Source organism: uncultured Psychrobacillus sp., assembly GCF_938022135.1.
GTDB lineage: Bacteria > Bacillota > Bacilli > Bacillales_A > Planococcaceae > Psychrobacillus.
In genome coordinates this window covers 26471-38688 of the sequence record NZ_CALIED010000051.1, presented here as the reverse complement: position 1 = coordinate 38688, position 12218 = coordinate 26471, and the positions used below count along the sequence as shown (strand labels likewise).

11 protein-coding genes are annotated in these 12218 nt (G+C 36.9%); 3 read left to right on the top strand and 8 right to left on the bottom strand.

All coding sequences use genetic code 11. The features are described 5' to 3' along the window. Nucleotides 1–71: 71 nt before the first annotated feature. Nucleotides 72–1709 carry an AMP-binding protein gene (locus tag Q0371_RS10340; RefSeq protein WP_298470873.1) on the bottom strand — a complete coding sequence of 546 codons (1638 nt, stop codon included), beginning with the start codon at nt 1707–1709 and terminating at the stop codon, nt 72–74. 165 nt (nt 1710–1874) lie between these two features. Between Q0371_RS10340 and Q0371_RS10335 the strand changes: the two genes are divergently transcribed. Both Q0371_RS10335 and Q0371_RS10330 read left to right on the top strand, forming a co-directional pair. Then, a complete protein-coding gene (locus Q0371_RS10335) occupies nt 1875–3044 on the top strand; it encodes an SAM-dependent methyltransferase (protein ID WP_298470867.1) in 1170 nt (389 codons plus the stop codon). A 25-nt stretch (nt 3045–3069) separates the two neighbouring features. After that, nucleotides 3070–3336, top strand: coding sequence for a hypothetical protein (locus Q0371_RS10330; protein WP_298470865.1), 267 nt, complete (start codon nt 3070–3072; stop codon nt 3334–3336). Between the two features lie 345 nt (nt 3337–3681). Here Q0371_RS10330 and Q0371_RS10325 read toward each other — a convergent pair whose 3' ends face one another. The 7 genes from Q0371_RS10325 to Q0371_RS10295 form a co-directional block, all read right to left on the bottom strand. Further along, a complete protein-coding gene (locus Q0371_RS10325; RefSeq protein ID WP_298470863.1) occupies nt 3682–4974 on the bottom strand; it encodes an ABC transporter permease in 1293 nt (430 codons plus the stop codon). Beyond that, nucleotides 4964–5662 (bottom strand): ABC transporter ATP-binding protein, encoded by a 699-nt coding sequence (locus tag Q0371_RS10320; protein ID WP_251553300.1) that lies wholly within the window; start codon nt 5660–5662, stop codon nt 4964–4966. Before Q0371_RS10320 ends, Q0371_RS10325 begins: the two co-directional genes overlap by 11 nt. A gap of 330 nt (nt 5663–5992) precedes the next feature. Beyond that, nucleotides 5993–6505 (bottom strand): PCYCGC motif-containing (lipo)protein, encoded by a 513-nt coding sequence (locus Q0371_RS10315; protein ID WP_298470859.1) that lies wholly within the window; start codon nt 6503–6505, stop codon nt 5993–5995. An 11-nt stretch (nt 6506–6516) separates the two neighbouring features. Continuing rightward, nucleotides 6517–7893, bottom strand: coding sequence for a class II fumarate hydratase (fumC, locus tag Q0371_RS10310; protein WP_298470857.1), 1377 nt, complete (start codon nt 7891–7893; stop codon nt 6517–6519). A 19-nt stretch (nt 7894–7912) separates the two neighbouring features. Further along, nucleotides 7913–8848: an HD-GYP domain-containing protein gene (locus Q0371_RS10305; protein ID WP_298470855.1), complete on the bottom strand. Its 936-nt coding sequence runs from the start codon at nt 8846–8848 to the stop codon at nt 7913–7915. A gap of 403 nt (nt 8849–9251) precedes the next feature. Continuing rightward, nucleotides 9252–10793 carry a flotillin family protein gene (locus Q0371_RS10300; protein WP_298470853.1) on the bottom strand — a complete coding sequence of 514 codons (1542 nt, stop codon included), beginning with the start codon at nt 10791–10793 and terminating at the stop codon, nt 9252–9254. 17 nt (nt 10794–10810) lie between these two features. Then, complete coding sequence (locus tag Q0371_RS10295) at nt 10811–11323, bottom strand: hypothetical protein (RefSeq protein WP_298470852.1); 513 nt, start codon at nt 11321–11323, stop codon at nt 10811–10813. Between the two features lie 268 nt (nt 11324–11591). Between Q0371_RS10295 and Q0371_RS10290 the strand changes: the two genes are divergently transcribed. After that, the gene (locus Q0371_RS10290; protein WP_298470849.1) at nt 11592–12212 is read left to right on the top strand and encodes a DUF47 family protein; all 621 of its coding nucleotides are present in this window, start codon (nt 11592–11594) and stop codon (nt 12210–12212) included. Nucleotides 12213–12218: the final 6 nt, after the last annotated feature.

The window sequence follows — 12218 nt, the reverse complement described above, 5'->3', positions numbered from 1 at the left end:
AAGAACTGCCTCCTCGCTTTTTCCCATTTGCCTGTCGGGGCAGACATAGGCGGTTTCGCTTTTCTTGATGGCTATGCTTCTATTTTCTCTTTTGACATTTCTCTCAGTAAGAATTTCTGTATCTTCCCTGATGCTGTCATTGGGTATGCATCGATGAATTCAATATATCTTGGTATTTTATGATAAGATATTTTCCCTTTACAGTATTCCTTCAAATCATCTGACGTCAAGCTTTTTCCTGTTTTTAGAATTACCCAAGCCATTAGCTCTTCTCCATATTTCGGGTCTGGTACACCCACAACCTGTACGTCTTGAATAGCTGGATGCTGATAAAGAAATTCTTCTACTTCTTTCGGATAAATATTCTCACCACCTCGAATTACCATATCCTTGATTCTCCCGGTTATGTCGATATAACCTTCGTCATCCATTACGGCAATATCGCCAGTGTGGAGCCAGCCGTTGTCATCAATTGTCGATTTTGTTGCTTCTTCATTCTTATAGTAACCTTTCATCACTAAATATCCTCTTGTACATAGTTCCCCAGGTACTCCTGCAGGGGTATCCTCTCCTGTTGCTGGATCTATTATTTTCACTTCTACTCCAGGATGAGCTTTTCCAACTGAGGACACTCTTTTTTCAATTGAATCATCTGTTTTAGTTTGCGTAATAACTGGCGAGGATTCAGTTTGTCCATAGGCAATGGTAATTTCAGTTGCACCCATGTCTTCCATCACCTTCTTCATAACTTCTATCGGACATATAGAACCAGCCATTATTCCAGTACGTAAGGTAGATAAATCAAATTGCTTAAAATCTGGATGATTTAATTCAGCGATGAACATGGTTGGTACTCCGTGTAAAGCAGTACATTTCTCATCCTGCACTATTTTCAACACTTTCCCTGCATCAAATTGTTCAATGATTACCATTGTGGTCCCATGTGTTACTGAAGCAATTGTTCCCATGACACAACCGAAGCAATGAAAGAAGGGTACAGGTATACAAAGACGGTCATGTTCCGTTAGATGAATGTAGTCTCCTACAAGCTGACCATTGTTAACTATATTTTTATGGGAAAGCATTACTCCCTTTGGAAATCCAGTCGTTCCAGAAGTATATTGAATATTAATGACTTCATCATTATGAGTCGCTTTCATTGCATCCTCTAAAGTCTCATTCGATACTTGCTTTGCAAATTCAACGAACTCCGACCATTTATAAATTCCTGGGTAGTCATTTTCACTCATTACAATCACTCGTTTTAAATAGGGAAGTTTTTCAGATTGAATATTCCCTTTTTCTGCTGTATTTATTTGAGGGCAAATTGCACGAATAATGTCGAGATAAGAAGTAGTTTTAAAGGATTCACATAAAATAAGAGTAGTAGCATCTGATTGCTGTAATAGATATTCCAGTTCTTTTTCCTGATAGTTTGTATTAACCGTTACTAAAACTGCTCCCATTTTTCCAGTTGCAAATTGGCTTAATAGCCATTCTCTTTTATTGTCTGACCAAATGGCAATATGTTCTCCTTTTTGAACACCCATGCCAATAAATGCTTTAGCAAGCTCGTCAGTTTCCATATCAAACTCTTTATAAGTTTTACGAATCCCATGCTCAGGGTACACATAAGCCTCTTTGTCAGGAAACTTACTTGCGGCTTCCTTTACTATCTCCCCAATTGTTTTTTCATTTAACAACCCAATCTCCCCTTTCGATTGACTACTCACCACTAATATTATCATAAAATTCTGATAGTATAAAAGGTATATAGACGTTTTAACTCTTCTTATACGATAGCTAATCTATCTATGAAATATGTCGTTGTGATACACTAATTTCAAGTATCTTACGAAAAAGAAGGCGATTATATGGAATTCAACGAAATGAAAGACAACGTATTAAAGCAAATCTTATCTAAACAGCTGATTCAAGCAACAATAAGCCAACCAAGGGCTAAATCTAATGAAATAAAGCGCATCAAACTAAAGCCTATTGAAATAAAAAATATGTACCACATCCAATTAGAATACCAATACGAACGTATTTTAAAGCACGAAAATATTCGAATAGAAGAATTCTCTTCAACATGGGAAAAGTTACTGGAGGATTTTCGCCAAATTCACGGTGATTTTCTTGAGGAAAAAATTCAAATACAACTTTCTAAGAAAAATAAAGTGATGTATAAAACTGAAAAAAACACATCATTGAAACAAGTGGATTTATCTCATAATCGTAAAAAAAACTACTTGTTAGACGAGCATACACCTTATCCTTTTTTAATCCGGTTAGGAGTTCAAACCTCTGAAGGAAAAGTAAAAAAACAAAAGTACGATAAATTTAAACAAATTAATCGTTTTATTGAATTTATAGATGATACTTTGGCTTATTTACCAAAGGATAAAACCGTTCGTATTCTAGATTTTGGCTCTGGTAAATCCTATTTAACGTTTGCCCTTTATCACTATTTAAAAATTGAAAAGGGATTAGACATTCGTGTTACCGGCCTTGACTTAAAAAAGGAAGTAATTGAAGAATGTTCACAAATAGCTAAAGATCTAGATTATGACCATTTGGAATTTTTGGTAGGAGATATTAATGATTATAACGACGAAACTGCCGTAGACATGGTTGTTACCTTACATGCTTGTGATGTTGCAACTGATATGGCACTTGCCCGAGCGGTTAAGTGGAATGCTAGCGTCATTTTAAGTGTGCCTTGCTGTCAGCACGAGTTAAATAGACAGCTTGATGCCCCTGAGTTAAACATTATGCTCAAGCATGGACTAATAAAAGAACGCTTTTCAGCACTTGCTACAGATTCAATTCGCGCTGAAATATTGAATATGGTAGGCTACGAGGCTCAATTAGTGGAGTTTATAGATATGGAAAATACACCAAAAAACATTTTAATACGTGCCTATAAAACAGGTGATAAACCAACCAACGAGCAAATAGAAGCTTATAAACAATTTAAACAGATGCTAAAAGCTCAACCGTTTCTAGAAAATGAACTTAAGGAATACTTGAATATAGACTAATCATGACAATCCAAGGAGAGAACATATGAAAGATCCAACTTATCAAAAAGTGGTATATGGCATAGTAATGGCTATTGCAGTGATAATTGTTCATTTTTTAAATGTAAGGGTATATCCCCTGCATCCTATTTTCTCTATACTCATCGCTATATTAATAATTTATGTAGGCATTACTGCTGTAAAAAAGTCAGGGAAATTTGAACAGACAATCTCAAGGCTGAAATATAACTTACTAAACTTGGTGGTAGTCTTTATACTATTTATCGCATACTTTACAATTGACCCATCTTAGAAGAAAAGCTTCATCGCCTGTTCTGCCCCGACAGGCAAATGGGGAAAAGAAATTGTAAAAAGAGATTGGGACATAATTAGTCTCACTTTTGGGTGCTTGGAATAGTTTTGATATTTACTAAATATAGAGGGAAACACTAGTTGTTCATAGCGAAAGCGGCGACTCCTAGGGGACAAGCGCGTGGGAGAGACTACAGGCTAAGGCAACGTGCCCCCAGGAAAGCGTCCGCTGAAGCGGAGAACAACGATGATGAAGTAGCAAAAAAAGCCCTGAAAATTTACGAACAGTAAATTTTTCAGGGCTTTTGAACTTCTAAGGTGGGTTTTGTCCCAGCCTCTTTTGCTTTTATAATTCTTGCCTCAAAGCCTGTATAACGTCAATTTTAGTGGCTTTCTTAGCTGGTCTCCATCCAGAGATCATAGCTACTCCGATACTTATGCAAGACGCAATAGCTACAAGTTGCCAAGGGATTAACGAAAACGTTAAATTCATTCCCGCAATACTCTCCTCCTCTAATGCCATGCCCACAACAATTGGCAAGACTAGATTAGCTAAATAACTCACTACATAAGAAATAATTACTGCAAGCACAGTTCCAATAATACCGATCCATGCACTTTCCATGAGAAACAGTCGTCTGATCAATTTTGGGCTAGCCCCAATTGCTTTCATCACTCCAATTTCTCTCGTTCTTTCTGTAACCGCCATGGTCATCGTGTTGAAAATACCTATTGATGAAATTAAAACCGCAATCGTACCTACAAATATAAGTCCTATTTTAAATGCCATAAAAAATACATCTAACTGCTCCAATTGCTCGGAAACAGAGTAAACACTGTAACCCATCTCTTTAAGTTCATCTGTTGCAGCCTTGACGTCCTCTAGACTAGCAGTAAAAACTTTCGTTTCTGTGTATAGAACCTCTTCTGGTACCTCCGCTACATTCGCTGTATAGGATGCCATTAATGTTTCCGTCCAAGATTCATCCATTAGGACAATTTTATCGACTATCCAGTCTTTTGCTGGTTGCTTAGTAACCCCTACAATTGTAAACGTCCATTGTTCTGGAAAAGTATCCTCTTGACCATATGGCTTCATGGCTAGAGTAACCTCTTTACCTATTATGGATTCTTCATACCCTTTCGGTATTTCTCCATCCTCTGCTACTCCATCTTCCCAAGTTGTACGCTCTTGTTCTGTCCACAAGTTTTCTGCGAAGTGATAGCCAACAATAATTTCATTACTATCTTTAGGCATTCTACCCTCGGATAATGAAAGGTTTGAATTTGTTTCTTCTTTAAAATTCGTTAGCTTGGAGTTTCCAAAAATTGTTCTATCCTCTAATTTGAAAACAGTTTCGACGTCTATGCTAGCACGTTGAACAACTGCTCCGACCGAATCTATATTTTTTATTTCCTCATAATCGATTACGCCTTCGTTACCATACACTTCTACCTCTGTAATAGCTTGGTCCTCTAAAATTTCAGAACGCATCATATCTTGTACACCAAACCCTATAGAAGCTAGAACGATTAAAAATGCACAACCCATTGTTGCGGCAAGCACTGTCATAAATACTCGTAGTTTATTTTTCTTAATATGCTGGGATACAAATTCTAGCTGATCCTTAAATAACATGAGACATATCCTCCTTCCTAAGTTCTCCGTCGTGCATCTTTAACTTGCGGTGTGCGATACTAGCTACCTCTTCATCATGAGTGATAATCACAAACGTAATCCCCATAGTCTGATTGAGTTCTTGAATGAGAAGTAGAATGTCCTGCTCTGTCTCTGAGTCTAGGCTACCGGTTGGCTCATCTGCTAATAAAATAGGGGGACTCGTGATTAATGCACGAGCTATACTAACCCGCTGTTGCTGCCCACCAGACAATTCATTTGGATAATGATCGGACACAGAATCTAGACCTACCTTTTTCATAATTTGAAGGACGGTTACTTTACGTTTTTTAGAAGAAATTCCTTTCAGCTTTAATGGCAGCTCCACATTTTCAAAAGCAGTTAAACCAGGCATCAGCTGAAAGTTTTGAAAGATAAAGCCGAAATTATTTAAGCGAAAGGCTGCTCTTTCGGTTTCATTTAACTTAACAGTCTCTTGACCATTTATAAGAATAGACCCTTGTTCTGGACTCATAAAGCCTGCAAGCGTGTTCAATAAAGTAGACTTACCCGAACCACTTTTCCCAACTACCGCCACAATTTCTCCTTGTTGTACGTCAAAGGAGAGATTCTTTAGTACAGGCACCTTCTTCTCTTTTCCTTTCTTTCCAATTAAAAATGTATGATTGACATTCTTTACATGTATCATGCAATACCCCTTCCTCGTTACCTTCTATTCATTATAGTTAACGTTTCTTAACATTCAGGAAGGATAAAAATGAAGAAATTCTTAAGAAAGACAACTAAATTCATGAATTTGGTGCACAAGAAAAGCGCAAGCGCCTATGTCTGCCCCGACAGGCAAATGGAGAAAAGCGAGGAGGCAGTTCCTCAGCCACCGGAGCTTTTATCCATTTGACCCCGAGGGGCAAGGCGGTGGAGCTAGACATCAATTTACCCATAGGTTCAGAATTCTATAATTTCCTAAACAATAAAAAAACTGCTCCCCTCACTTATAGTGAGAAGGAGCAGTTATATTTTAAGAGGGCATTGGTGTGTCAGTTGGTTTAGAGTAGCCTTCTTGATAAGCCTCGTCTATGGCCTGGCGAATTTCTATAAGTGACTTACCTTCTTGAACCATGTTAATAGAAGCAACGGCAGTTTCTAAGCACGCTGCACAGCGAGTACCATGGTCATCCCATACTACTTCACCATTTTCTTTAATTTCCTGTACAAAACAGTTGAAGTTACTTCTATGGCCCGCACTATCACCGCAACCACAGTAACAAGGCATCCACTTGAGTACATCATTAGCTTTTGCTGCAGCTTGATAAATCAGCTGCATATTTTCAGGTTGTTTTTCTAGAAACTTCGGAAGCACATCAGTTGAAGAAGTAGTTTCTTGAATATCCCCATTAGCTAAATGAGTCGTATGGTCGTGATCATGTTCCTGATGATCCACTTCTTCTGCAGTCTTGTGACTTTCTTCTTTTTGACCACAGGCAGCAAGCACCAACATTAAACAAAATAATAAAAATAGAATTTTTTTCATATATACCTCATTTAAATCATTTTTTCTGGTCTAACAATTTCATCAAACTTGTCAGCAGTTAACAGCTCTAATTCGATAGCTGCTTCTTTTAAAGTTGTACCATTTTTGTGTGCATGCTTAGCAATTTTTGCAGCATTCTCATAGCCAATGTATGGATTCAAAGCAGTTACAAGCATTAGAGAATTATTAACATGATGTTTAATTGTTTCTAAGTTTGGTTCAATCCCTACTGCACAGTTATTATTGAAGCTAATAATTGCATCACTTAATAAGCGAACGGATTGTAAGAAGTTATGAATAATTACAGGCTTGAAGACATTTAATTGATAGTTCCCTTGACTCGCTGCAAAACTGATTGAAGTATCATTCCCCATAACTTGTGCTACTACCATCGTCATTGCTTCACTTTGAGTAGGATTTACTTTACCAGGCATAATAGAGCTTCCTGGTTCATTTTCCGGAATAGAGATCTCTCCGATACCAGAACGAGGACCACTTGCAAGTAAACGTACATCATTAGCAATCTTCATTAAATCAGCTGCAAGTGCCTTCACAGCACCGTGTACATAAACAACGTCATCATAGCTTGTCAAAGCATGGAATTTATTCTTAGCTGAAGTAAATTCTATTCCTAGCTCTTTAGAAATTTCTGCTGCTACTAAATCACCAAAACCTTTTGGAGCATTCAAACCGGTACCTACAGCTGTACCTCCAACTGCAAGCTCTTTCATATCTTCCACTGCTGTATTAATCATTTTAGAAGACTTTTCAAGCATTCTATGCCACCCACTGAATTCTTGGCCAAGAGACAGTGGCGTTGCATCTTGTAAATGCGTACGTCCAATTTTAATGATATCCATAAACTGTTCAGATTTTTTACCCAACGTCTCTTTTAAAACGTCAATTGCAGGCAATAACTCTTTTTCGACTGCGAGTACTCCAGCAATATGAAGTGCTGTTGGGAAAGTATCGTTAGAGCTTTGGGATTTGTTTACATCATCATTTGGGTGAAGTCTCTCTTCACTACCTTTTTCCTCTAATAGTTGATTACCTCTATTGGCAATGACTTCGTTAACATTCATATTAGACTGCGTACCACTACCAGTTTGCCAAACTACTAATGGAAAATGATGGTCTAGCTTTCCTGCTAGTATTTCATCAGCTGCAGCTGCAATAGCATCTTTTTTTACTTCTGATAGATTACCAAGAGAATGACTAACGATTGCCGCTGATTTCTTTAATAGAGCTAATCCATGTACTACTCCAATAGGCATTTTTTCTGTACCAATTTTAAAGTTTTCTTTAGATCTTTGTGTTTGAGCTCCCCAAAGACTATCTTGTGGAACTTTAATTTCTCCCATAGAATCACGTTCAATACGATAAGACATTTTATTCTCTCCTTTTCATTTACCACTGATTATTTTTTTCTTGCAACATTTCGAGAAATTCATCTAGAACCTTTGGATTAAATTGAGTTCCTCTGCCTCTCTTTATTTCGAGTATAGCTTCTTCAAAGGTCATAGCCCCACGGTAAACCCGATTAGTAGTCATTGCATCAAATGCATCCACCACAGAGACAATAGAAGCTTCTAAGGAAATTTCCTCTCCCATAAGTCCAAAAGGATATCCTTTTCCATCATACCTTTCATGATGCTGTTCGACAATAAAAGCAGCTTCCCTGATGCAGGAAATTTCATGATTCCTCATCATTTCAGCTCCTAAGGTAGTATGCATTTTAACTATTTTCCATTCATCCTCTGTTAGCTTCTCAGGCTTATTAAGAATTTCGATAGGAATAGCTAGTTTCCCTATATCATGGAAATAAGCGCCTAGGCACAATCTACGGACTCCTACTTTGTTTGGATTCAACCTTTTCCATAACTCAATAGAATAATCTCTTATTCGAGCACAATGATGATAAGTATAACCATCCACTTCTTGAATACGGAGAGCATCACGATGAATAATACCTCTCTCAAGGAAATTTTGGGTAAAATATTTTTTAGTCATTTCTATTAAAATGTGCACTTCTTCCTTTGCCTGACAAGTAATTAGCGTATTTAGCATGACTAAATCTAGTAGATCACCTGGCCGAAGTATTTTATGTTCGTTCCAGTACACTATTTTTAAACTGCCAGCTAAAATATAATATTTTTCTACGTAATTGCTTTCATTACATGGGTTAGAATAAATCCAGGTAGTGCTTGCAGGGGTGAGTGTATAAAGCGCATAAGAAATATCGTCTGAGCTTCCAATATAAGTTGTAATTGTTTTATCAGTAACTACCCTAGGTAGACCCTGCTTTTCTCTAATATCATGAATTTGTTCTTTTGTAAGTATCATTGTCCCTCCACAATTCTACAACATTCGACAATCTAACCTTAATTATACATTTAGTTAATAGTAGAATCAATTTCATAATTCTGAAGTTTTTATGAAACACGAACAATCAAAAAATAATAAAGGTATTTATATGCTTTTATTCAAATGACTTGAAATGAATTTTCCAATTAATTGCCTACCGAGTCTTATGATAGGTCTTCCCTATCCCTCCCTATGGAATATGTATGTAATAACTTATTTGTGTAAAAGATCACTTTTGAGTGTCAGCCGGTCACTACCAATCATTAAAAGAAATAACGTTCGTGTTTAATCTTGATAGGATTCTTTATGAAAGGAAATTAAATTATGAAAGGAAATATAAAAAAACAGACTTCCAACTTAGGAAAGTCCGTTTTTTTAAATGTTATACCTCTTGTACCTCGCGTACTTTTGTTTCTTCGTTCGCTTTTTTCACTTCCTGTGTCAGTTGCTCAATGCTCGGTCTTATATTACCCTTCCCAGCATAGTTTTCTAGCATATTCTTCACATCAATTCCTGAGGAAGCCTTTAGAGTTTCTTGTAGGGTAGACATTAGATTTGTAGCGTATGAGGTAACCTTATTGGCACCTCCGCCCTCTCCTCCACCAGTATCTACTACAGTTATCTTATCGATATTGGAAAGTGGACTAGCAATTTGTTTAGCATATTCTGGTAGCATTTTAACAACCATATCTAGAACTGCAGCTTGCCCATACAGATCAAACGCTTCAGCTATTTTTTGTTTTGCTTCTGCTTCTGCAAGTCCCTTCAGTCGAATTATATCTGCTTCTGATTCACCTTGCGCACGTTGCGAGTCAGCTTTTGCTAAACCATCTAAACGTACTTTTTCTGCATCTGCTTTCGCTTTTGCCTCAATGCGATATTTTTCTGCATCTGCCTCTGCCATTTCACGAGACTTGGATGCAGCAGCATTTTGTTCAATAGCATAACGGTCTGCATCTGCCTTTTTCTTTACCTCTGAATCATATTGCTTTTCACGACGTAAAATCTCTTTCTCTTCAAGCTCAATTTGCTTTTGACGTTCAATAATTTGAATTTGCATTTCCTGCTCTGTTACTTCTTGCTTAGACCTTGCCGTCTCCAATTCATAGGCTTGGTCGGCACGTGCTTTAGCAATGTCTTGCTCTCGTCGGTATTCTGCAACCTTTAACAGATTGTCTTTTTCTGCTTCTGCGATTTCCGTTGCTCGTTCAATTTCAGCTTTTTGAGCTTCCTTCGAAGCCATTGCACGTTTAATACGTGTTTCCTTTTCTGCTTCTGCTGTAGCTATATCCGCATCACGCTTAACTTGTGCGATTCTTGGCTTACCTAGAGAATCTAAATAACCATTTTTATCTCGAACATCTTTGATTGTAAAAGAAACTATAATAAGACCCATTTTTGCTAAATCCTGCGACGCAACACGTTGTACTTCTTGCGAGAACTTATCTCTATTTTTATATATTTCCTCAACTGTCATTGACCCTAAAATGGAGCGGAGATGACCTTCTAATACTTCTTTTGCTTCATTTTCTCTGTCCTGTTTAGATTTCCCTAAAAACTGCTCAGCTGCAGTTGCAATTTCTGAAATGGAACCACCAATTTTTATAATAGCAGTCCCATCTGCCATTACCGGAACACCCTGTTCTGTATATACCTCAGGCGTTGTCACCTCTAGTTTACTTGATAGTAGACTTAGTGGCTCACTTTGCTGGAATACCGGAAAAACAAATGTACCTCCACCACGAATAATTTTTATACGATTGCCCGAGTCATCTGTATGAACATTCTTTGAGCCTAAATAGCTTCCCGTAACGATTAAGGCTTCATCAGGTCCAACTGTTTTATACTTGGTAATATAGACTGCCAGCATGATCAAGAGAACAAATACAACGACCCCAATAACAATTAACATTTCCATACCCATTTAAAAATTCCCCCTTTTTATTTTATAAAAGGCACATATTCTTTTACTAAAAAAGTGCCGTCTTTCACTTCTATTAGTAAGACTTGTTTTTCATAATCAATCTCTTCATTGTCTAAACCAGTAGCTCTTTTAGCGATGAGTCCATTTACTGTCTCGATAGTGATTTCACCATAGCCATTTGAGGGTATAGGGACAATAACCTTTCCAACTTGCCCTAGTAATGACTCGTTTGTGTAAGCTGTGGAGACTTCGGCTGAGGAGAGAGGTAAAAGTACAAAGAAGTACAGCAAAAAGGTTAAAAAGATGGATATCCCTACAGCCACGGTAATTATAAGGGTTTCACTCCAATTAGTAATTTTAAGGAGAATAAAACCAGCTGCACAAATGAATAATAGAAAGGAGAGAATTGTAGTCGGATTAAAAATCCCTGCTTCCATGCCGTCTATTGCATCTGCAAATAACACATAAAGAATAGTAATAAGACCAATTACAATTAAACCATACAAGAAAATTTGTTCTATTTTTCTCACCACTTTTCCATTTAGTAACTTCTTTAGTAGTTATACGTATCTAAATTCAGAAGGTTTCAATATTTTTAATAATTAGCACACTAACATTTTCTTCTATATAAAATAGCTTTTATTGTCAAATTTTAATCTTTTAAGACACTTGAAATGTTACAGGTTTGTAAATTTATCGATTTTAAAGTAAAAAGTGTGTTGATTTTGTAAGTTTTTTGGTATGCTATTTGAGGAAAATTCATACTAACTACAACATTTTAAAGTCTAGGAGGCTTTTATGATTAGCTCAAAAAAACAAGATCCTTTTTTCCTATCCCTTTTAAAGATAGCTGAAAACGTACGTGAAGCCACTCATTATGCAGATGATTTCCGTATTAATAACGCTTCGGATTTAAAAGAAATTAGCTTACACCTTAAGAATTACGAAACAGCTGGGGATACATTAATTCATGATTTAATTGTTATGTTAAACAAATCATTTATGACTCCAATTGAACGTGAGGATATTCTGGAACTAGCTATCCGTATGGATGACATTCTAGACGGAATTGACAATTTTACGGCCCATCTTGAAATGTTCACATTAGTTGAAATTGATGAGTCAATGCGTACATTCCTAGGCTATATTGTTAAGAGTACCGATGAGATTGTAAAAGCGATGGAGCTATTAGCTCAGAAGAAATTGCTTAAGATGCATGAGCATTCCATTCTGATTAAGGATTATGAGCGTAAGTGTGATGAGGTGCTTCGTACTTCCATTAAGCAGCTTTTCTTAAACGAAAAAGATCCGATTCGTATAATTCAGTTTAAGGATATTTACGAGCAATTAGAAGATATCGCAGATTATTGTCAAAACGTAGCAAATACGCTTGAAACAATTATTATGCGTAACGCGTAGGAGCTT

What these genes read in the sequence shown, in the direction of transcription:
- Q0371_RS10335 (WP_298470867.1), top strand. Translation starts at nt 1,875, where the DNA reads ATGGAATTCAACGAAATGAAAGACAACGTATTAAAGCAAATCTTATCT.
- Q0371_RS10330 (WP_298470865.1), top strand. Translation starts at nt 3,070, where the DNA reads ATGAAAGATCCAACTTATCAAAAAGTGGTATATGGCATAGTAATGGCT.
- Q0371_RS10325 (WP_298470863.1), bottom strand. Translation starts at nt 4,974, where the DNA reads ATGTTATTTAAGGATCAGCTAGAATTTGTATCCCAGCATATTAAGAAA.
- Q0371_RS10320 (WP_251553300.1), bottom strand. Translation starts at nt 5,662, where the DNA reads ATGATACATGTAAAGAATGTCAATCATACATTTTTAATTGGAAAGAAA.
- Q0371_RS10315 (WP_298470859.1), bottom strand. Translation starts at nt 6,505, where the DNA reads ATGAAAAAAATTCTATTTTTATTATTTTGTTTAATGTTGGTGCTTGCT.
- fumC (WP_298470857.1), bottom strand. Translation starts at nt 7,893, where the DNA reads ATGTCTTATCGTATTGAACGTGATTCTATGGGAGAAATTAAAGTTCCA.
- Q0371_RS10305 (WP_298470855.1), bottom strand. Translation starts at nt 8,848, where the DNA reads ATGATACTTACAAAAGAACAAATTCATGATATTAGAGAAAAGCAGGGT.
- Q0371_RS10300 (WP_298470853.1), bottom strand. Translation starts at nt 10,793, where the DNA reads ATGGGTATGGAAATGTTAATTGTTATTGGGGTCGTTGTATTTGTTCTC.
- Q0371_RS10290 (WP_298470849.1), top strand. Translation starts at nt 11,592, where the DNA reads ATGATTAGCTCAAAAAAACAAGATCCTTTTTTCCTATCCCTTTTAAAG.